Consider the following 21,414-nt stretch of genomic DNA (forward strand, 5'->3'; position numbering starts at 1 on the left):
AAAATAGGGTAAAAAATTTAAAATTAGTTTAATTTTGTTATAAGTTTCAGGGATTCAAAACCTGAATCTGTTCATCAAAAAAAATAAAATATCTTGAGCCAAAATACTCCATTAGCCGAAAAATTAAGACCTAAAACCCTGGAAGAAGTTCTTGGGCAGGAACATCTTACCGGCGAAAAAGGCACGATCAGGAAGATGATCGAAAACAATGCCCTGAATTCACTGATTCTTTGGGGGCCTCCGGGAACAGGAAAAACAACGCTGGCGGAAATTATTTCTGAAAAATCAGGGCGCAAATTTTACAAGCTTTCAGCAGTTTCTTCAGGTGTGAAGGATGTTCGTGACGTTATTGAAGATGCCAAAAAGCAGAATTTATTTTCAGGGAAATCTCCCATTTTATTCATAGACGAGATCCACAGGTTCAATAAATCACAGCAGGATTCACTTTTGCATGCAGTGGAGAAAGGGTGGATTGTTTTGATAGGTGCTACTACAGAGAACCCGAGTTTTGAAGTGGTATCCGCTCTTTTATCGAGAAGTCAGGTTTATATTTTGAAAGCATTGAGCTATGAAAAACTTGAAGAATTGATTGATACGGCTTCACAGAGATATAATAAAGACGAAGGAACTCGTTTTAAAATTGCAGAAAAAGAAGCCTTCATCCAATATTCCGGTGGAGATGCCAGAAAACTCATCAATTCAGTGGAGCTTGTCCTTAACCAATACATGAACTCCAGTAAGGAAGAGATCACCAATGCAGATGTCCTGGACATTTTGCAGGAAACCATGGCGCTGTATGATAAAAACGGCGAGCAGCATTATGATATTATCTCAGCTTTTATAAAATCTATGCGTGGTGGTGACCCGAACGGTGCTGTGTACTGGTTGGCAAGAATGATTGCAGGAGGGGAGGATATCAAATTTATTGCAAGAAGAATGCTGATTCTCGCTGCTGAAGATATCGGTCTGGCGAATCCTAATGCTTTGGTGATCGCGAATAACTGTTTCCAGGCGGTGAATGTAATCGGGAATCCGGAATCAAGGATTATTTTAAGCGAAACAGCGGTATATCTGGCCGTTTCTCCGAAAAGTAATTCAACCTATATGGCAATCAATGATGCGCTGGCGCTGGTAAAGCAAACCGGAAATCTGCCTGTGCCACTGCATCTGAGAAATGCGCCTACCAAACTGATGAAAGATCTGGATTACGGTAAAGAATATAAATATGCTCATTCTTATGAAGGGAATTTCGTGGACCAGGATTTTCTGCCGGAAGAGATTAAAAATGCAAAATTATATCAGCCTGGTAATAATGCGACAGAAAAGAAAATCTATGAAGAGCTTAAGAAAAAGTGGAGCAACAGATATTAAAAAAACAAAAGGATACATTCGCGGTATCCTTTTGTTATAATATAGTTGTTAATAATCTATTTATAGTTGGCTACTTTTAAGAAAAGCGTTTTCTTTCCGTTATAATCTTTAACTTCTGTGCTGCCTATAATGTCACCGTAAATCTTTACACTGGTGTCAGGGAATTCATAACCTTCAATAACAACCGCTGTATTTTCAGGAAGTCCATATTGTTCGTTCAGCTGAGCAAGAGATATTCTGTCCAGACCACCAAGTCCGTTTTTGAATTTTACTTCCGTAAGACCTTTTTCAGCAAGGAAACCGTACTTTTTTAAACTTTGAGGAAGTCCTGCAGCATTTTTATAGACATTTGAACTCTGAACTATAGATTTTCTTGCACTAAACATGTCTGTGGTACCGACAATATCATTGGCAATTGCAAACTTTACAGAAGGATTCTTCTGTGCAGATAATGCTACAGATGATACTATTAAAAAAGAATAGAGTATTTTTTTCATAACCGGGATATGTAACTGTTAAAAACTGGATAAATATAATTAATTTTTACAAAATGTGAATGAATTTTTGTGATATTTTAAATATTGCTTATAAATAAAATGTTTTATTAGGGATTTTTGATTTTTGAAATAGCATAATTTAAGACAGGATGATGGAGGATGGAAGAGGGAAGTTGTAGCGGTCTGAAGGGCAAGCATAATTATCTTTTATGAATAAAGCCTCCCTCTTCACTCTTCGTGCTTCCAGCTCAATTGTCCTGTTCCTCTTCCTTCTTGTCTACCATATTTTTAATAATATTCTTCAGTCTCTGGAACGTAAAAGAGCTTAGTAATAAAATAACGCCCAATATAATGAATGCCGTAATTCTTGAAATATTATCCATCTGCCAGACATCATAGCTGTATAATTTCAGAATCATAATTCCGAAGAGGATAAAACCAATTCTGCTGTATTCCGGAATATTCTTTTTTAAACTGATATAAATAAAAATACTTGCCAGAACAGTCCATATAATAGGAAGGTAGAGGATGTTAAAATGTTCCCTGGCTTTATAAAGAAGAGAGATGTCATTCACGGAACTTAAGAGATAAGTGTTATAGAAACCGCAGCTTACCGCAATGACGATGGTTGCTGAAATAGCCAGATAGGATGGTTTTGTTTTGTAAAAACCGGAAACTACAGAAGTGTTCCATACTATATATATAAAAGGAATCCAATGAAGAAGATGGATCATGTAAAAACCAAAACTAAGTTTTTTATGTAAAACAGCCATAGCAACCTCTGATGCAGCAAATGAAGCATTGAAAATAATAAGGATAAGGAACAGATAAACCAGTCCGATCTGGATGGTGCCGTTGATATCAAGCTTTTTCCTGAACAAGATCAATACAAAAATATAAAAGATACTGAACAGAAATCCAATACTGGCCATAGCCGACCATGGCATATCTGAAATATGGTAAATAATTTCAAGCAATAAAGCAAGATAAATAACACCATAACTCACAACTGCGAAAACGTTTTCAAAGAAACTCTCTGTCTGTTTTCCGGCCTCATTGATTCTTTTCAGTAAAAAGAGGTTGAAGATGGTAGTAGCAATCGTCACAAGGCTCGTTAAAAATACCGGATTGAAAACGACACTCATGTCTTTTGTGTTGAAATATTCCGACCATGTCATCAACTGTGCGATGATTACCAGTGGAAACAGAACATAAAAACAGGTCTTAAAAATGCTATGCCCGCTTTTTTTCCAGATATAGAGGAGAAGGGAAGCTTCTATTGCCCAAACGCTTGTGATAAGATGGGTTTTGAACTGAAGGGCAACTGCTACTGTAATCAGACTGATCGTCAATGCTGCAAAAATGGAATAGCTGAAGCCAAAATTTTTCTTTCCGTATTCTTTCGCCAGAAGTACAGCATTGGCTGCCGCAAAAACAAGCGGGAAGATAATAACCGGTTCATAGCTTAAGGTTTTAAATGTATAAATCAGCCCGATAATGCTTGAAAAATTAATCAGGACAAGCATCAGGGTATCCCAGGTGGAAAGCGTATTCTTTTTGAAATAATCCTGAAGGGCGAAAATGTAGAAAATAATGTAACTGATGATATAAAAGACAATACTAAGCAATTGAGGCTGTTCCGATGTCCAGTAAAAAAGGTAAATAGTTGTAAAGGTATAAGCCGTCCATCCCACACTTTTCCAGTGTTTAAGAAATGAAGCTGCTAGCATGCCTACATTAAGAAGAGTGAGATAAGTGAAGAGAAAAGGGTAGTTGCTCTGTCCGGTACTGATCATTAGAGGAGCGGTAAATCCTCCCAGTAAAGCAATAATAATTATTACTTCACTTTTATAATAGTAAGCAAGAACAATAGAAATAATGGTAATTAAGGTGGTGACAACGAATGCTGTATTCTGGGTAAACAGATGGTATTCCCGGAAAGCAATCGTAGTGGTAAAATACAAAACAGCAATTCCGCCTCCTGTAATGATGGATGCGAAGACCGCATAATTTTTCCGTAGAAAATGTCCTATCAGCATAATCCCGGCTCCGGCTGCCAGACCAAGTCCCGCTCTTGGAGCTTCTCCAATCCAGTTTTTATCTATAGCATATTTTACAAAATAACCGATCCCTAGAACAAGTGTGAAAATACCCACGATGGTCAGAATGTTTTGTTTTAAAAAGTCAAAAACAGGTTCCAGCCAGTCTTTTTGTGGTGGTGAAGGAGCTTCCTCAATAGTTCTTTCGTCATGAATGGTACGTTCCTGCAAGGGAATGGGTACAGCTTGTTCTGCTGAAGGCTCCTGCTCCTGTATATTCTTTTGATGAACTACAATATTTTGCTGCAGCGGGTTGATTTTAGAATTCAGATCACCGACCTCCTTCTCCAGTCTTCTGATCTTATTGTTAAGATGGCTGAAAATAAAGATGATTGCTATAATTAATATCGTCAGGAGAATTTCACTCATTCTTTAGTTTTTATCAAATATAAAGTAAATGTTTTTAACCCTATTAAAAATTAATCCATCACATATTCTGTGATGGATTAACTGTGCAGAGCGATTAAATTATGTTCTTAATTAATTTGAAACTTTGTAAATGTAGAAAGATCCTACACTGGCCCCTAATAATCCGATATCAAGAGCAGAAGATCCTGTAAGTCCAAATGAGATTTTGTCTCCCGCCTGGAACGTGTAAAGGGAAGCGATTGTACTTTCGGAGATGGTTAAACTTAAAACCAATGGAACGGTAAGACCACTGAATGAACGGCTGTCGATAAGAGTTCCTACACCCGCCCTGTTTCTGAAAATACCAATTCCCGGAGTATTCGTTAGAATAGCAGCCTGAAGTCCTGAACCGTAACGGAATGAAAATCCTACGTTGTAAACGCCATTGGATGGAATTGTATACGTATTATCCGTATCCGAGAACAATGCTGCAGATCCTACTGATCTTTCAGCTGCCAAAAAGTTAACAGCTCTGAAACCTGCAGGGAAGAGACCTAAACTCAAAAGTGAGATTCCCGTAGTCTTTTTAGCTGAATAAACACTGCTGTTGACTGTAGAATTGTAAATCAATTGAGGATCAATCTTTGCGATTTGGGAACTTCCGGTATTGAGCGCAAGGATTTCATATCCGGGAAGAGCTGGAGTTAAAGGAACATCACGAACCTTAATGGTTCCGTTTACATCTAAAGTAGCACTTGGAGTGTCTGTATTAATCCCAACTTGGGAGAATGCAGAAGCGGCAGATAAAGCTAAGATTAAGCTGTAGATTTTGGTTTTCATGAGTAAGTTTTTTAATTAGTTTTCAGATTTTAAAATGCAAAAATCGTGCCTATTTTATGATTTATTTAACTATATATGAATAATTATATTAATTTTTTAAGCAAATGTTTATTATTTAATATATATTATTTCGTAATATCGTTATGTATCTTTATTTTCAAATCGTTTTACAAATGTAAAAATAGATAATTTATTTCATATATCACTAATTAAGGATTTAATTTATCTTAAAAAATTACCTGATACTGTCACTTTTTGTGACATATTGTGCTGCAAATATGTCAGTGATCTCTGTAGTGGCAGAATATTTAAAGAAAAAAACACCGCGAAATTGCGGTGTTTTTTAAATTTTGTTGATATTTTTTAACTTTCCAATAAGAATTCTTTATAATTTCCTAAGAAATCAACTTCTGCGTTAATTGATTGAAGTTCCAGTAGAGCGTTTCCGTGGAGAACATCTTCCCATTTTCCTTGTACATTGATGAAGAAAAAATAATTACCGAGTCCCGTTTTCAATGTCCTGGATTCAATTTTGCTGAGGTTCATTTTTCTCCAGGCAAAAACTGACAGAACCTGATGGAGTCCTCCGGGATGATCTTCCGGAAGATTGATCAGCATCCCGGATTTTTCACCCAGAACTTCAAGTCTGTCATTATTGTACGAAGACTGTTGTTTGGAAATAACGATGAACCGGGTATGGTTCTGCTCAAAATCCTGGATATTTCTATGGACAATATTTAATCCATACAAATTGGCTGCAAACTGATTCGCCACTGCAGCTATTTTCAAGTCCTTATTTTCTGAAACAAATTTCGCAGCAGCAGCAGTAGAGGAGAAATCCTGTCTGGTGATATCCTTAAACCGGCTGTCCAGGAAATGAAAGCTTTGTGCTAAAGCCTGCGGATGTGAATAAATCTTTTCGATATCCTCCATTCTGTTTTCAGGATGAATCATCAGATGGTGGGCAATAGGCATCACGCCTTCCGCTTCAATTTTGATGGAAGGGGTTTTATAGAGATAATCCAGAGTCATAGAAACCGTTCCTTCAATGGAGTTTTCCAATGGGACTACAGCTTTATCAGCTTCTCCTTTTTCAACGGCATTAAAACAGTCTAAAATATTAGCCTGTGGCAGAAGTTCTTCGTCTGGAAAAAGCTGTGTGGCCGCAAGCTGTGTGAAACTTGCATGAGGGCCTAAAAATGCGATCTTCATATGTAATAAATATAAATGTAGATAAACGTATCACTTAAATTGGAAGTGCAAAGATGCAAATTAGTTTAAAAACAATCATCTTTAATGGATGGATTCCTTCCTCTTACCTGCAACCTAAGATCTGCTACCTGCTACCTAAAATCTATTCTTTCCAATGCTCTTCAATCAGCTTCATCAGGAAATCCGGACACCTGATCACTTTATTGGTTTTGGCGTCTAAAAAGAAGAGCGTAGTGGAGGCTTCTGTGATTTTTACCTGCTGTTCATTGAAAATTTCGTACTCAAATTCTATCCTTACGCCCGGAATTTTTTTTATATAAGTGTGAATTTCTAATTTTTGGTCATACAGTGCCGGACGGATATATTTGATTTTATAGTCCGAAACCGGAAGCCAAATTCCTTGGTTTTCAATTTCATCGTATGCCATTCCTATGTTTCTGAACAGTTCAACTCTGCCAATCTCGAAGTACTGCGCATAGTTCCCGTAGTACACATATTTCATAGGGTCTGTTTCTCCGTAACGTACTCGTATTGAGTGTGTTGTGTGTATCATTTTTGGTCCTTATTTATGCATACAAATATATTTTTAAATAATCAATACCTGCAATATTTTTTTTTGAAAAGAAAAAATTGGACCTTTGTCTTCCTTCTACAAAAAGTACTAACAACGAACTAATCGGGGCATAAATATGGATGAAAATTTAATGATGATATGGCAGAAGTGCCTTCAGTTCATGCGGGATAATCTGAACGCAGCTGAAGACAATTCTGATCTAAAGAAGCTTGAAAAATCCTTCGACATGCTATTCGATAAGGTACAGCCACTTTCGTTGGTTGCCAATAACCTTACGCTTATAGTGCCGAGCGATTTTTACAAGGAATATATTGAGGATAATTACCTATCCCTGCTTTCTGCTGCCCTGAAGAAAAATCTTGGAAAAGGAGTTAAATTGTGGTACTCTGTCATGGAAAACAGGCCTACCGGAGAGGAAAAGCCAATGACTATGAATATGAAGGGAAAAAGCGTTCCTACACCAAAAATGCAGGAAACGATGCCACAAGGATTCTCTGCCAATATTGTTAATCCTTTTGTAGTTCCGGGAATTAGAAAAGTAAATATAGATTCTAACCTGAAGTCGGACTATTCTTTTGATAATTATATAGAAGGAGAGAGTAATAAATTTGCTGCCACGGTAGCCAGATCTATCGCTAAAAGACCGGGAGCAACGGCTTTTAACCCATTATTCCTTCATGGAGGATATGGAGTTGGAAAGACTCACTTGGGACAGGCTGTAGGCCTTGAGGTAAAAAACCAGTTTCCGGATAAAGTAGTTCTTTATCTGTCTTCTGAGAAATTCATCCAGCAGTTTATTTCTGCTGCGAAAGCCCATAAGCAAACTGAGTTTGCGAACTTCTACCAGATGGTTGATGTTTTGATCATTGATGATATTCAGTTCCTGTCCGGTAAATCTGCGACACAGGATAGTTTCTTCCATATCTTTGACCATCTTCACCAGAATGGAAAGCAGATCATTCTTACTTCAGATAAGGCACCTGCAGATATTATGGATATTCAGGAAAGAATTGTTTCCCGTTTTAAATGGGGACTTTCTGCCGAAATCAAATCTCCGGATCTTTCTACAAGAAGACAGATCATCGTAGATAAATTAAGCAGAGACGGAATCGTTCTTCCGGGAGATATGCTTGATTTCCTTGCTGCAGAAGCTAAAACGAATGTGAGAGAGCTTATCGGGGTCATCAACTCTGTGATTGCTTACTCTACAGTATATAAAACAGACTTAAGTCTTGAATTGCTGAAAGATACCATCAATAAGATTGCGGCCAACCAGAAAAAAGTCATCAACATTCCTTACATTCAGGAAGTGGTGTGCGATTATTTCGGAATCAAAAAAGAACAGCTTCTTTCTAAGACAAGAAAAAGAGAAATTGCCCTTCCAAGACAGTTGGCGATGTATTTCTCAAAAGAATTAACGAATGCTACCTTTACAAAGATCGGTGAAGAGATGGGCGGAAAAGACCACTCTACGGTAATGTACGCTTGCGACACCATTAAAGATGTATCAAAAATCGACAAGGAGGTTAAAAAGTACGTTAAAGATCTTGCTGAAAGAATCAAAAAATAGAAAATAATTTAACTGAATAAATTGAAATGGAGAATAGTTTTATTCTTCATTTTTTTATTTAGTTTTGCTTCTGCTGAACGGCGGCGAAATGTTTAAATTCTTTAATCTTTCAATTAAAAAAAAGCGATATGAAAATACTGATGGTCTGTCTCGGGAATATTTGCAGAAGTCCTTTAGCAGAAGGAATTATGAAGACGAAAGTTCCTGAAAAGTTTTTTGTAGATTCCGCAGGGACTATTTCCATGCATGAAGGCAAACATCCCGACAAAAGAGCAATAAAGACAGCGGCCCATCATAATATTGATATATCCAACCAGAAATCCCGACCGATTACCAAAGCTGATTTTGATGCCTTTGACAAGATTTACTGCATGGATATTGATGTGTATGAAGATGTGATTTCAAAGACCAGAAATGAAGAACATCGTCAGAAAGTTTCATTATTTCTGGAAGCTGCGGGTGATCACAAAAATGCTGAGGTTCCGGATCCGTACTGGGGAGATATGAATGATTTTGAAGAGGTTTTTCAGTTGCTGGACCGAGGCTGTGAGGCTATTAAAAAGCAAATCCTGGCTTAAATAAACCCACTCAGGGAAGTGGTATTTTTACACAGGGAAAGAAATTCTTACCTTTGTTAAAATAAACAACGAATGGAAAATTTCAGCCATCACATTTTCCCTCGGACTCGCTCATCATTTTAAACAACCCTCTTTGCAAGAAAGAACTAAAAAACAATAAAATGCTTTTTTTACTCCCAGCTTATTTATCTGAAAACACTTCTATCACTCATTTTTCACCCGTTTTGAAAGAGTACATCATGCAGACGGATTACTTCTTTGTAGAAAACGAAAAAACAGCCAGAAAGGTGGTTAAATTCTTTGCTCCTGAAAAGAAGCAGTCGGATCTGAAGCTGTTTCTTTTGGATAAATACACGGAAAATGCGGATATCAAAGAAGCTCAGAATCTGATGCTGCAAGGACAGGATTTCGGACTCCTTTCTGAGGCGGGGCTTCCATGTATCGCTGATCCCGGAAACCTTATTGTGAAATGGTGTCATGAGAAAAATATCAGAGTAATCCCGCTTTCAGGGCCTTCATCTATAATTTTAGCTTTGATTTCCAGTGGATTCAATGGGCAGGAATTTACCTTCCATGGTTATCTTCCGATAGATAAAAGTGAGAAGAAAAAGCAGATCCAACGTCTTGAAAGCTTGGTACAGCAAACCGGATATTCTCAGATCTTTATGGAAACTCCGTATAGAAATAATCCTCTTTTTGAAGATCTGACGAAGTTTTTATCTCCGAACACCAAGCTCTGTATCGCAGCCAATATCAACGATCCGGAACATGAGTTTATCCAGACAAAAACCATCAACGACTGGAAAAAAGCAAAGCCGGAACTTCATAAAATTCCCGCTGTCTTTGTCCTTGGAAAATAAAGGTTGAAAAGATAAGATTCTTTCGGATTTGCAATCATCAATTCCATCTCTTAACACGGATTGATACTAGGAAAAGTAGTGACGATCGGTGTTTTTTTTTGTAGTTGAATGTGAAGATAATTCTTTTGATGTCTTTGATTGAAACAATTAATTAACATAATTGATTTATGTTAATTAATATTAATCATAATTATATTTATTTAAGTTAATTTTTAATTAAACGTATTAATTATAATATGTTTTTTTAAATTTGAGTATTGCTTTAACGAATTCCGTTTTACTACGCTACAATAGCTAATCTCGTGCGTTTGATCAGACACAGATTTGAAAATACTGAAGTCCCATTTATTAAAACATGGCGACGACAAAATAGAGTAGAATCTTTCCTCCGGATTAGCAAACTTTAATAAACACCTTAAATAATTAAATATGATTAAACTTAGAATCTTTTTTTCAGCACTATTGTTGTGCATTCTGACATTTTCATCAACAAAGCTGTCAGCCCATGGATATGTAATGAGCCCGGCTTCCCGTGGCTATCAGGGAAGCCTTGACAAAGCTACACTCGGTTACACCGCCGCATTGGGAATATATGGCAGCGTCATTAACGAACCGGGATCTCTTGAAGCCAAAAAAGGATTTCCGGCGTTCGGTCCGGCAGACGGAATGATTGCTTCTGCTAATGGAAGTATTGGAGGAAACACCATTCTGGATATTCAAACCGCTGACCGATGGAAGAAAACCAATGTCACAACCGGAGTGAATACTTTTATCTGGAAGTATCTCGCTTATCACGCGACAGCAAAATGGCATTATTATATGACAAAACCGGGCTGGAATCCCAATCAGCCACTTTCCCGTCAGAATCTTGAACTTATTGGTGAGGTGATCCATAATGGGACACCTCCACAGGATAATACACCTCACCATATCACCATTCCGGCTAACCGTCAGGGGTACCATGTTATTCTTGCCGTTTGGGATGTGGCAGATACCGCCAACGCATTTTATAATGTAATCGATGTGAATGTACAGTCTACGGTAACACCTACACAACCGGCTACACCAACCGGATTGTCCAAAATAAACGTAACGAGCTCTTCTGCAAAAATAGGCTGGACACCACAGGCAGATGCAGCTTCTTATACGGTTTTCCGTAACGGACAGGCTGTGCAGACTGTAAATGTTCCTGAATTTGAAGATCAGGGTTTATCGGCCAATACGAACTATACTTACGAAGTACAGGCGAAAGGTTCTACAGGACTAACTTCACAGAAAAGTGCACCACTTATTGTAAAAACGAATGACCAAAACACGCCTGAAAAACCTGTAGCCCCATCGAATCTACATTCGATGGGCGTCACTGAAAACTCTGTTTCGTTGATGTGGATGGCTTCAACGCATACATTGGGCATTAAAAATTATCAGGTCTTTGAAAATGGAGTCAAGGTTGCGGAAACAACGCAAACCAGTTTCTTACGCACAGGTTTAACTCAAGATACCGAATACCGTTACACCATAAAAGCTGTCGCGCAGAACGACCAAATCTCTGATGCCAGTAACGAATTAAAAATCAGGACTAAAAAAATAGAAGGCGGAAACGGACAGGTCTACTGCGGAGCACAGCAGTATAATCCAGCTAATGCTTATCCAACAGCTCAAACAAGCGTATTCTATGCCTGCAAAATCTGGAAAAATAAATGGTATGCCAATCCGAATGAAGTTCCGGGTAGCAATATGGTTTGGGAGGAGATCAGCGCATGTACTGAAGGTCCGAACTGTCAGACCAGCGGTCCTGTTACTTATTGTGGCTCTCAGTCTTATAATCCGGCAAAGGCGTATGCAACTGCCGGTACCAAAGTGTTCCATGCTTGCAAAATCTGGGAAAACAAATGGTATGCTAATCCTGGAGAAGCACCGGGAAGTAATGCAGTATGGAAAGTGATAAGCAATTGCAATGAAGGAACTGACTGTGCTACAGGACGTAATAATCAGGAAGATGGTCTTTCAGTCATTGTATCGGATAATCTGATTAATTTTGCACCAGAAAGCTATTACGGAAAAATTAGTGAAGTGAAGGTGTTCAATACGCAGGGACTTCAGATGCTTTCTTCCGGGAATGTTTCAAAGAACAGCTTGAATATCAGTAGTTTTCAACGCGGAATTTATTTTGTAAAAATTCAGTATAAAGATGGAGGAAGTGTTACTAAAACGATCAAAAAGTAATCGTAAGAAATAATAGATCATGAATAAAGGCCGTCTTCATCGTAAGGCGGCTTTTCTATTAGCTTTTACGGACAAAATTAAAAGATTAAATAAATAATTAATTCAAGTTGGATTAAGAAATTACGTTATTGAGATCCGGAAACAGGATACTATAAACTCCTAAAAACTGCACAGTAGTTCTGTTTTCAGACTTATAGCTGCCTTCTTCCATCTTCGGACTTCCTGACTTCTTTCAACATTTAACAGCCCTTAACATCCGCTTTGCATCATTCTTGTGTTACATAGGATATAACACCAAAAAAAATAAATTATGTCAGAAAAGAAATTAGCAGGACTTTGGATCGATACGGAAAAGGCAATTGTAGTAAAAAATCATGACGCTCAGAATGCATTCAAGTTTTTCCTTTGCAGCCCGGTAAAAGCGGAAATACAGCATGGAAACTCCAGTGAGAATGCGGCGAATAATGCGGAACGTACGAACAGGGTCAAGTTCTTTAAAGAAGTGGAACATCTTCTGACCAATTCCCAGGAGGTTTATATTACAGGCCCGGGAACCATTCAGGAAGAGCTGAAAAATTATCTTCATGATACGGCTCAATTTAAAAACCTTAAAATAACATTAGATACGGCACAGAAAATGTCGGACGAGCAGGTGCTCGAGACGGTTAAAGATTATTTCAATGCTTAAGTCATTGATAGTGCAGTAAAAATCCGGATATCAGCGATATCCGGATTTTTATTTTATATATGAAAAATTATTGATGTTATTTAATCTGAGTGTGGAATACAATTAAGAGCTCGATTATAAAAGAGTGTTTATAATGATATCTCTCGGAGATTTCTCAGGTCATACAGATTTTCATTTCAGACCTTTTAAAACATTAAGATCAATGAAGGATGTAAGGTTAGTTAAGAAAAAATTAAATGATTTTTTGTGCTGTACGTCTTAAAGCGAAGCTAAAACTTAATATTCTTACAAGCTTAACAGAACCTTAATGGTTTGAATTTTTCTACGTCAGATGATACAGCTATCGCAAATTAACAAAAAATCTGTATTTGTTCACTTCACCAGAATCAATGAAATTGATCCCAAATCCCGAAACCACGAACCTCGCATCCCGAACCCTCAGGCTATTTTGTTCTTCCGGCTCTCCATTTTCTCCACAGATAAATAATGATCGGAATAAGTAATAAAAACGGCCAGAATGAAATAATTCCCAACAGAAAGCTCACGAAACTGTTCCAACCTTCTGTCACAGAATCTCCGAACCGGCTTCCAAAACCAATTTTCGAAGTGGCAGAGCTTCTCACTTTTTCTTTGTATAAACTCAGATTAAGGGTGCTGTAATTCACACGGTCATCAATAAACCGAAGTCTGCCTTCTGCAACGTCTATTTCATCTTCCAGTTCACGGATTTTCTCCTGGATTTCAATCATATCTTTCGTGGTAGAAGCACTTCTGAGCATGTCACGGTACTTTTCCAGATAGATTCTTTTATTGGCTAATTTGATGGAAACATCAGTATATTCTTCCGTGACATCATCAGACGAAATATTTTTGGACAAAACAGAGCCTACACCGTCAGAAAAGGAATTGATCAGCGCATCGAAATTTTTGTGCGGAACACGGATCACAAGATCCAGATTATCGTCTACATCCGTGTTTTGAAACTGTTCCGTTTGGATATAAGCATTATTTTTTTTCAGAATATCTGCCACCTGATTCTGGGCTTTTTTAATATCCCCAACCTGGATTTTCATATTCCCATTTTTGATGACTTTTTTGGCGATAGTGTCAATCTTTTTTGGGGCTACGGAAGGTTGTGTAGTCTCATTTGCGGATTCCGTTTTTTCAGAAATAGAGCTGGCAGGGGCCATCTGATAAACTTCTTGTGGCGCCTGAGATGACTCTTCTTTATATTTAATGATATGAGCTGCTTTATCAGCTGATACGTCTGGAGAGGAGTTGGCAACGTCCAGTTCGGATTTCTTGCATCCGCTCATCAAAAGAAGCATACATAAAGGTAAAAATAATTTTCTCATGAATATTTTTTAAAGAACCTTATCAAAAATTATGCTTAAAGCTTTAATTTATTAAAAATTCATATTATTTTATTAAAATGCTTGTGATGTAAGCATTGGGTGTGTCCTGACTTCTTTGTGGGAAAAACGCAATGGCGCAAGATTTTTTTTTAATTAGTATGCTTTAAGGCGCAAGGATTTTATCTCCAATAAAATTGCATACTGCTCAATAAACACCAGTGAACTTGCTGAAAATCTTTGATTTTCTTGCGTCTTAAAATTCTCAATTTTATTCAAGCATTGCGCCATTGCGTTTTTCCAACAAAATATTATTAAAATTTAAATGCTGTGTTGGTTTTTACTTTAAGTTATATAGATTTTTAAGGGTAAGAAAATCAATGAGTTTCAGCTACGAATTAATTACAAGTAACCTGCATTTAGGGATATACTAGAAAGGTTTGAAACTTTTAATATCAATTGGATTATGTTACATGACGTGTTTTTTATTTTTTACTCTTGAGGAAAATAAAAGTCTAATATCATTTGAAATCTAAATTATTTTCTATTTTTATTGAATGAAAAAAAGTCTTTTAGCATTTGTGTTTTCTCCGTTCTTACTATATGCCCAGGAAGTTCCCAAACTTACCGATGAAATGGCAGCTAAACTATTGGAAAAACCACTTCACTGCATCAATCAGGAATATCCGAATAAAACAGCTCATATCATCAATAACGCCGGTGAGGTTACTTTGACTCCAAAAGACCTTCACCCGAGCTTTTATGGCTGTTTCGACTGGCACAGCTCCGTTCACGGACACTGGATGCTTGTAAGATTGCTGAAGACAAAACCTAATCTGGCCAATGCAAAAGACATTGAAAAAATTCTTGACAATTCGTTAAATAAAGAAAATCTACAGACCGAAGCTGATTATTTCACAAAATATCAACTGAGTACCACGTTTGAAAGAACCTATGGATGGGCTTGGTTGTTGAAACTGGATGAAGAGCTAACCACCTGGAATCATCCTAAAGCTAAGATCTGGCATGAGAATTTAAAACCATTAACAGATAAGATCTTACAGTCATGGAAGGCTTATCTTCCCAAACAAACGTACCCGAACAGAACCGGAGTTCACCCTAATACCGCTTTTGGTCTGGCATTCGCGATCGATTGGGCTAAAGCGAATCATGATGTGGAATTCGAGAATCAGCTCAAAGAAAAAGCAAAATATTTTTACGGTAAAGATCAGAAAACACCGGCCTATCTTGAACCGGACGGATCTGACTTCTTTTCGCCAAGTCTTGAAATTGCAGACCTGATGAGAAGAGTATTGCCACAAAAAGAATTCGTTCTGTGGTTGAATAATTTCTACGAGAAGAGAAGTCTGGAGAATATTGAAAAAATCCCTGTTGTAAGTGACTTGAGTGATTATCAAACCGTTCATTTGGTTGGGCTTTCTTTTTCCAAAGCCTGGTGTATGAAAGGAATCTCCAAAGCGCTTCCTGACGGGCATCCATTGAAAAAAGACTTTAAGAAAACAGCCGATGTATTTTTAGCGAACGGACTTCCTTTGTTATTTCAGGGGAATTATGGCGGAGACCATTGGCTGGCGAGCTTTGCGGTTTATTCTCTGGAAGACTAAAATATTGTAGGCGCAGAATATATTGGCTACATTTGTGTTATGTCAGCTTTAGAAAAATTCGGTGTTGAAATTTTCACTCAGCATAATATTTTCGAGAGAATTTCTGCGGATAAACCTTTCCGTCCGGAAAACCCTGCCTTTATATTTATTAAATCAGGTACTATAAAGCTCCGTCAGCATTTCAGCGACCTGGAGCTTTCTGCCAATATGTTTATGGTGACCGATCCACAGACGATTTATGAGATGGTTTCCGTAAGCGGCGATTTCCAGTCGAGGATGGTTTCTTACAAAAGAGAATTTATTTCCGCTCTATCTTTGAAATTCAACAGGTTGATTACTTACCGCTATTTCCGCCAGCAGATGAACAAGGGAGTTCCTTTTCCTGAAAGTGAAATGGAAGTGGTCTGGAAAAGCGTCAATTTCCTTAAATATATTTTGGATTCAGAAACCGAAATGCTCTATAAAAAGGAAATGGTAGAGCATCTTTTCTCTGTTTTCTGCTATCAGATGGCCGGGATTATTTCAAAAGAGGATAATTATTCCATGAACCAGATGTCCAGACAGGAAGAGATCGTTTTTGTATTCCTCACAGATCTGGCCGAACACCATCTGACAGAGAGAACGGTTGAGTTTTATGCCGAGCGGCAATCGATTACAACCAGACATCTTTCTTCTGTAGTAAAATCCATTACAGGAAAGTCCGCCAGCCAGATCATCGCTTTGATTGTGATGAACGAAGCAAAAGTGCTTTTAAACTCCTCCAATAAACCGGTTTCTGAGGTTTCTTCTATCCTCGGTTTCAGTGATCAGTACGCGTTTTCCCACTTTTTTAAAAAACATCTGGAAGTAAGTCCCAGACAGTACAGACATCAGTTCGAAAGTTAGAATCTTACATTTGAACATCTTTTTCCAAAATTCAAACATTTGATTGAATTTGTTGTCGTCGTAACTTTGTATTCGTAAAACAAGGTAAAATGACAAATAACATAAAAACAGCACTATCACTCGTGATAGCTCTATTCCCTGCGCTGTTTTTTTCTCAACAGATCAAACAGATGACCGCAGGTGAAGCCGCCGATCTGGCAGTGAAAAACCACCAGCAGTTAAAAGTGGCTGCCCAGAATATTGACATTGCAAAACAGAACACAAACGTTGTCAAGCTTCAGCAGCTTCCCAACATCACAGCATCTACCAGTCAGTTCTATTTAGGAGATGCCGTAGCTATCGATAAAGATTTTTCAAACTCAACCAACGTTCCGATGCCTCACTACGGAAGCTCATATGCTGTACAGGCTACTCAATTGATCTTTAAAGGAGGTTTGGTAAGCAAATCTATTGAAATGGCAGGTCTTCGCGAGCAGCTTTCTGAACTCGATCTTGAAAAAAATAAACTTGATGTAAAATTTCTGGTGATCTCCAATTATCTGGATGTCTATAAAATGTTCAATCAGGAAACTGTTTTTGAGAATAACAAAAAACTCGCTCAGGAACGTCTGAAAAATATCCAGAAGTTCTATCAGCAAGGGATGGTGACCCGTAATGAAGTCATCCGTGGAGAACTGGCCATCAAAAATCTTGATCAGGGCATTCTGACGTTGACCAATAATAAAAAGATCCTTAATTATAATTTAAATATTGCCTTAGGACTTCCTTCCGAAACAGAAATCGTTCCCGTTGAAAGTTTAACGGACAAAGAATCGGGAATCGGGATGGATTACTATATGGATCTTGCCCACGAAAGTAATCCACAGCTGAAATCAGCAAAGAAAAACATTGATGTTGCGGATAAAAACATTGAGATCATTAAAACAGATCAGATGCCGACATTGTCAGGTTTCGGAGGCTATACGTTACAGCGTCCGATTACGAACAGAAATCCTGTTTTGGATATGTATTCCGGAGGATGGCAGGCTGGTGTTTCACTGAGCTATAATATCGATAATTTATACAAGACCAAAGAAAAAGTAAAGCTTGGTGAATTGCAGAAAACACAGGCTGGTGATGCGGTGACACTGGTTAAGCAGAACGTAGATATGGCAGTGAATGCAGCCTATGTAAAATACCAGGAATCGATCCAGCAGGCTGACATTCTGAATGATTCGAAAAGACTGGCAGAAGAAAACTACAAGATCACGGAAGCTAAATACTTAAACCAATTGGCGGTACAGGCTGAAATGATCGATGCACAGAACCAGAAACTTCAGTCGGAGCTGGATTTTGCCAATGCCGAGATCAATGTGCTGTATCAATATTATAACCTGCTGAAGGCTGCAGGAACGCTTTAATTTTAAAACTGAAAATCAAGATAATGGAAAACAAGGAACAAACTACTCAAAATACTCAGGCCGCTCCGGCTCAGTCAGGAGCAGCCGTTAAAAAGAAACAGAATAAAAAGAATAAAATAAGAGCCATCATTTCCAATACGGTTGTCTTTCTGGTGATTGGATTCGGGCTTTTCTGGCTGGTCCGTGAATATTTCCACATTGGAGACAAAACCTACACGGAAGCGGCTCAGGTAGAGGAATTCATTAACCCGATTAATACAAGGGTTTCGGCTTATATCAAAGACATCAAATTCATCGAACATCAGAAGGTGAAAAAAGGAGATACTTTGGTTATTCTGGATAAAAATGAAATATTAACCCAATTGGGTCAGGCTGAAGCTGCTTATCAGAATGCAATGGCACAGAGATCGGCAACAAGTTCATCCGTGAATACCGTTTCCAATAACGTAAGTGTGATGGAATCTAATATTGCAGGAGCAAAAGCCAGACTTTGGAACGCGGAGCAGAATTTAAACCGATATAAAAACCTTCTCGCTGCGGAAGCAGTGACCAGACAGCAATATGATCAGATCAAAACAGAATATGATGCCCAGAAAGCAGCGTATGAGACTCTGGTGAATCAGAAGCAGTCGGCGAACCTTTCTACCACTGAGGTGAAAAGTAAGCTGGGAATTAATGATGCTGAGATTAAAAGAACAAAAGCAGCACTGGATATGGCTAAAATCAATCTTTCCTATACCGTGATTACAGCACCATACGATGGAATTATGGGGCGTAGAACGATCTCTGAAGGACAATTGATCCAACCGGGTCAGCAGGTCGCTACCATCGTTCTGAACGGTCAGAAATGGGTAACCGCTAATTTCCTGGAAAGACAGATGCCGAATATTAAAATCGGTCAAAAAATGACAATGACTGCTGATGCTTTGGGTGGAAAGACATTTGAAGGAGTAGTTACTGCTATTTCTGCAGCGACGGGCTCAAGATATTCAAGCGTGCCTACAGACAATTCCACAGGTAACTTTATCAAAGTACAGCAAAGAATTCCTGTAAGAATAGAATTCAGCACTTCCAATAAAAAAGAAGATCTGGAAAAACTGAGCGCGGGAATGAATATGAATGTGAATATTAATTAGGATTGAAAGAATTAAACATTTAATGATTGAAAGATTTTAGAAGGGAAGCCGGAAGTCCGAAGAGGGAAGTTGATGCAGACGAATCATAACTTCCGGCCCCTTTCTTATTTTTTAATCTTTTTTAAAGAGAACTTATCTGGAATGCAGAAGTATGCTGACAAAGAGAAACTTCCATCTCCCATCTTCCTGCTTCCATCCTCTAATTTCTAACCTCTAATATCTAACTTCTAAATTCATGTACAACAAAGGACTATATAACGACTGGGTACCAAAACCCGTACAGCTGCTGCTCATCGTACTGCTACTGGCAGTGGTGATGCCGCTTGGTGGGGTGTACACCGGAAACATCAGTTATCTGGTGAGCGGTACCGGAGCAATGACAGAATATTTTATGTGGGCGAATTATGCGACCACAATCGGAATGGGAGCCTGTATGCCGATTGTTATCAGGCTGAAGATGAGATTCAAGGTCAGAGATAAAATGGCGGTGCTTCTCGTACTTTTGGGGGTGTTGAGCTATATTAATGCGACAACGATGCAGCCAATGATCTTCGTATTTACTGCTCTGGGAATCGGGTTTTTAAAGATGATGGTGACCATAGAGCTGTTTCTTCCGCTTATGGTGATGGTTGGAAACAGAGGAATGTTTTACGGACTGTTTTACACTTTTGTTTTGGCAATGAACCAGGTGGCGGCTTATTATGCGGCGGTGGTTTCCATTAATTATAACTGGCAGCATTTCTATGTGATTGCAGCGGTGCTATGTTTTATACTGGCGTTGATTCACTGGATCTTTATGCACAATAAATATTTTGCTTTAAAAGTTCCGTTGCATTATATCGACTGGATGAGCATCATGCTGTTTGTGTCTACATTTATGTTTTCCGCTTATGTTTTTTCTTTCGGGAAACAGCAGGACTGGTGGAATTCAAAAAATATTATGAATGCGAGTATTGCTGCTTTTGTAAGCTTTGCTTTGCTGGTGATTCGTCAGTTCACTTTAAAAAGACCTTATTTATCATTTAAAATTTTCAAAAAAAATAATGTGCAGCACGGCCTGTTTATGCTGTTGTGGCTGGGAATGTTCTTAGGAACGACTTCGCTTCAGAATACCTTTGCTGTAGGAGTTCTGGGATATGATCAGCAGACAAATGCAGGACTGAATCTGCTCATGGTTCCCGGAATTATCCTGGCAGGAGTGATTGCCGTATTCTGGTTCAAAAAAGAAATACCATTGAAAATGTACATCTTCTCGGGGTTTTCGGCGATGATGGGGTATGCATTGATCATGTACTTTTCGATGGTTTTAGAATTCAATTATGAGAACTGGTACCTGCCGATGTTTTTAAAAGGATTCGGAATGTGTTCGCTGTTTATTTCAGTGTGGTTCTATACCCTGGACAAACTTGAAATGGATGATATGCTGGCGGCAATCGGGCTGGTTTTGGTATGGAGAACATTTCTGGCGGTTGGATTCTTTTCAGCATTGTATTCATGGTTCCAGTACCGTTTTCAGATTACGGCCGTAGGAGATCTTGCGGTGTACATCGACGGAATGACGGTGAGTCCCCAGACTTTGGCAGCCAATATGAAGACCCTTCAGCTGAATGCCATCATTGTTTCCGGTAAAAAGATCTTCGGATACATTATTCTGGTAGGTTTTGGAGTACTCTTTTATGTGATGACGCATCATTTCGGAAAAGAAAGATTCCAGTATCTGAGATTCATAAGGGTTTTAGGCGGGAAATCTGTGATTGCCAGAAGAAGACTCCGCGAACGGAAACAATTATTAGAAGAAATAAAAGACGCAGCAGGACCTGCGGTGTAAAGATACCTTGTTTTTCACGAGTAAGATCCTTGGCTTTGCGAAGTCCGGGATCTTACGTTTTTATGGCTACAGATAAAACATGCCTTTTTAATCTGAGTTCGGACTCAGTTATTTCATGAGTAAAAAGTGTGGAATTTTGGACTTGAAAATATATGGGATCACCTGTAAAATTTGAGGAAATATATATTTTTTTAACGCAAAGGTTTACAATAATTATGCATAGTTTAAAGGTTGCAAAGACGAAATCGATCTATGATCGATTCGATTAAGCAGATGTTTTAGGCCACTAGCTTCGTCAGTGACGCAGTCACACTCTTTGCCTTCC

At 38.3% G+C, this 21,414-nt stretch carries 17 protein-coding genes; 11 read left to right on the top strand and 6 right to left on the bottom strand.

Annotation, left to right across the window (positions count from 1 at the left end):
- Positions 1–93: 93 nt before the first annotated feature.
- The gene (locus tag BM143_RS10370; RefSeq protein ID WP_090024393.1) at positions 94–1,371 is read left to right on the top strand and encodes a replication-associated recombination protein A; all 1,278 of its coding nucleotides are present in this window, start codon (positions 94–96) and stop codon (positions 1,369–1,371) included.
- A 56-nt stretch (positions 1,372–1,427) separates the two neighbouring features.
- Here the strand turns inward: BM143_RS10370 and BM143_RS10375 are convergent, their stop codons facing one another.
- From BM143_RS10375 to BM143_RS10395, 5 genes are all read right to left on the bottom strand, one after another.
- Positions 1,428–1,868: a hypothetical protein gene (locus BM143_RS10375; RefSeq protein ID WP_090024394.1), complete on the bottom strand. Its 441-nt coding sequence runs from the start codon at positions 1,866–1,868 to the stop codon at positions 1,428–1,430.
- A 248-nt stretch (positions 1,869–2,116) separates the two neighbouring features.
- Positions 2,117–4,336 (bottom strand): DUF2339 domain-containing protein, encoded by a 2,220-nt coding sequence (locus BM143_RS10380; RefSeq protein WP_090024395.1) that lies wholly within the window; start codon positions 4,334–4,336, stop codon positions 2,117–2,119.
- Positions 4,337–4,447: 111 nt separating this feature from the next.
- Entirely contained in the window at positions 4,448–5,155 is a 708-nt protein-coding gene (locus BM143_RS10385) for a hypothetical protein (RefSeq protein ID WP_090024396.1), read from the bottom strand.
- Positions 5,156–5,518: 363 nt separating this feature from the next.
- On the bottom strand, positions 5,519–6,367 hold the full coding sequence (gene pheA, locus BM143_RS10390; RefSeq protein WP_090024397.1) for a prephenate dehydratase: 849 nt from the start codon (positions 6,365–6,367) through the stop codon (positions 5,519–5,521).
- A gap of 142 nt (positions 6,368–6,509) precedes the next feature.
- On the bottom strand, positions 6,510–6,920 hold the full coding sequence (locus BM143_RS10395; RefSeq protein WP_090024398.1) for an acyl-CoA thioesterase: 411 nt from the start codon (positions 6,918–6,920) through the stop codon (positions 6,510–6,512).
- A 136-nt stretch (positions 6,921–7,056) separates the two neighbouring features.
- Here BM143_RS10395 and dnaA point away from each other — a divergent pair, with 136 nt between their 5' ends.
- The 5 genes from dnaA to BM143_RS10420 all read left to right on the top strand — a co-directional run bounded on the left by dnaA (position 7,057) and on the right by BM143_RS10420 (position 12,863).
- Positions 7,057–8,511 carry a chromosomal replication initiator protein DnaA gene (dnaA, locus tag BM143_RS10400; protein ID WP_090024399.1) on the top strand — a complete coding sequence of 485 codons (1,455 nt, stop codon included), beginning with the start codon at positions 7,057–7,059 and terminating at the stop codon, positions 8,509–8,511.
- A 128-nt stretch (positions 8,512–8,639) separates the two neighbouring features.
- A complete protein-coding gene (locus BM143_RS10405) occupies positions 8,640–9,089 on the top strand; it encodes a low molecular weight protein-tyrosine-phosphatase (RefSeq protein WP_090024400.1) in 450 nt (149 codons plus the stop codon).
- A 161-nt stretch (positions 9,090–9,250) separates the two neighbouring features.
- On the top strand, positions 9,251–9,949 hold the full coding sequence (locus BM143_RS10410; RefSeq protein ID WP_090024401.1) for an SAM-dependent methyltransferase: 699 nt from the start codon (positions 9,251–9,253) through the stop codon (positions 9,947–9,949).
- 429 nt (positions 9,950–10,378) lie between these two features.
- On the top strand, positions 10,379–12,175 hold the full coding sequence (locus BM143_RS10415) for a lytic polysaccharide monooxygenase (RefSeq protein WP_090024402.1): 1,797 nt from the start codon (positions 10,379–10,381) through the stop codon (positions 12,173–12,175).
- Positions 12,176–12,485: 310 nt separating this feature from the next.
- On the top strand, positions 12,486–12,863 hold the full coding sequence (locus tag BM143_RS10420; protein ID WP_090024403.1) for a hypothetical protein: 378 nt from the start codon (positions 12,486–12,488) through the stop codon (positions 12,861–12,863).
- A 443-nt stretch (positions 12,864–13,306) separates the two neighbouring features.
- Here the strand turns inward: BM143_RS10420 and BM143_RS10425 are convergent, their stop codons facing one another.
- Complete coding sequence (locus BM143_RS10425) at positions 13,307–14,218, bottom strand: DUF4349 domain-containing protein (protein ID WP_228430752.1); 912 nt, start codon at positions 14,216–14,218, stop codon at positions 13,307–13,309.
- Between the two features lie 554 nt (positions 14,219–14,772).
- Between BM143_RS10425 and BM143_RS10430 the strand changes: the two genes are divergently transcribed.
- The 5 genes from BM143_RS10430 to BM143_RS10450 all read left to right on the top strand — a co-directional run bounded on the left by BM143_RS10430 (position 14,773) and on the right by BM143_RS10450 (position 21,089).
- The gene (locus tag BM143_RS10430; RefSeq protein ID WP_090024405.1) at positions 14,773–15,840 is read left to right on the top strand and encodes a DUF2891 domain-containing protein; all 1,068 of its coding nucleotides are present in this window, start codon (positions 14,773–14,775) and stop codon (positions 15,838–15,840) included.
- Between the two features lie 39 nt (positions 15,841–15,879).
- Positions 15,880–16,725 carry a helix-turn-helix domain-containing protein gene (locus BM143_RS10435; protein ID WP_034726276.1) on the top strand — a complete coding sequence of 282 codons (846 nt, stop codon included), beginning with the start codon at positions 15,880–15,882 and terminating at the stop codon, positions 16,723–16,725.
- A gap of 89 nt (positions 16,726–16,814) precedes the next feature.
- Complete coding sequence (locus BM143_RS10440) at positions 16,815–18,125, top strand: TolC family protein (protein ID WP_090024406.1); 1,311 nt, start codon at positions 16,815–16,817, stop codon at positions 18,123–18,125.
- Positions 18,126–18,148: 23 nt separating this feature from the next.
- On the top strand, positions 18,149–19,261 hold the full coding sequence (locus BM143_RS10445; RefSeq protein WP_090024407.1) for an HlyD family secretion protein: 1,113 nt from the start codon (positions 18,149–18,151) through the stop codon (positions 19,259–19,261).
- Between the two features lie 235 nt (positions 19,262–19,496).
- Complete coding sequence (locus BM143_RS10450) at positions 19,497–21,089, top strand: MFS transporter (protein ID WP_090024408.1); 1,593 nt, start codon at positions 19,497–19,499, stop codon at positions 21,087–21,089.
- Positions 21,090–21,414: the final 325 nt, after the last annotated feature.

This window comes from Chryseobacterium oleae (genome assembly GCF_900115055.1).
GTDB lineage: Bacteria > Bacteroidota > Bacteroidia > Flavobacteriales > Weeksellaceae > Chryseobacterium > Chryseobacterium oleae.

Excerpts from the sequence above, each read along its gene's own strand:
- BM143_RS10445 (WP_090024407.1), top strand. The coding sequence starts at position 18,149 with ATGGAAAACAAGGAACAAACTACTCAAAATACTCAGGCCGCTCCGGCT.
- BM143_RS10415 (WP_090024402.1), top strand. The coding sequence starts at position 10,379 with ATGATTAAACTTAGAATCTTTTTTTCAGCACTATTGTTGTGCATTCTG.
- BM143_RS10375 (WP_090024394.1), bottom strand. The coding sequence starts at position 1,868 with ATGAAAAAAATACTCTATTCTTTTTTAATAGTATCATCTGTAGCATTA.
- BM143_RS10435 (WP_034726276.1), top strand. The coding sequence starts at position 15,880 with ATGTCAGCTTTAGAAAAATTCGGTGTTGAAATTTTCACTCAGCATAAT.
- BM143_RS10450 (WP_090024408.1), top strand. The coding sequence starts at position 19,497 with ATGTACAACAAAGGACTATATAACGACTGGGTACCAAAACCCGTACAG.
- BM143_RS10385 (WP_090024396.1), bottom strand. The coding sequence starts at position 5,155 with ATGAAAACCAAAATCTACAGCTTAATCTTAGCTTTATCTGCCGCTTCT.
- pheA (WP_090024397.1), bottom strand. The coding sequence starts at position 6,367 with ATGAAGATCGCATTTTTAGGCCCTCATGCAAGTTTCACACAGCTTGCG.
- BM143_RS10430 (WP_090024405.1), top strand. The coding sequence starts at position 14,773 with ATGAAAAAAAGTCTTTTAGCATTTGTGTTTTCTCCGTTCTTACTATAT.
- BM143_RS10405 (WP_090024400.1), top strand. The coding sequence starts at position 8,640 with ATGAAAATACTGATGGTCTGTCTCGGGAATATTTGCAGAAGTCCTTTA.
- BM143_RS10410 (WP_090024401.1), top strand. The coding sequence starts at position 9,251 with ATGCTTTTTTTACTCCCAGCTTATTTATCTGAAAACACTTCTATCACT.
- dnaA (WP_090024399.1), top strand. The coding sequence starts at position 7,057 with ATGGATGAAAATTTAATGATGATATGGCAGAAGTGCCTTCAGTTCATG.
- BM143_RS10380 (WP_090024395.1), bottom strand. The coding sequence starts at position 4,336 with ATGAGTGAAATTCTCCTGACGATATTAATTATAGCAATCATCTTTATT.
- BM143_RS10440 (WP_090024406.1), top strand. The coding sequence starts at position 16,815 with ATGACAAATAACATAAAAACAGCACTATCACTCGTGATAGCTCTATTC.
- BM143_RS10395 (WP_090024398.1), bottom strand. The coding sequence starts at position 6,920 with ATGATACACACAACACACTCAATACGAGTACGTTACGGAGAAACAGAC.
- BM143_RS10425 (WP_228430752.1), bottom strand. The coding sequence starts at position 14,218 with ATGAGAAAATTATTTTTACCTTTATGTATGCTTCTTTTGATGAGCGGA.
- BM143_RS10420 (WP_090024403.1), top strand. The coding sequence starts at position 12,486 with ATGTCAGAAAAGAAATTAGCAGGACTTTGGATCGATACGGAAAAGGCA.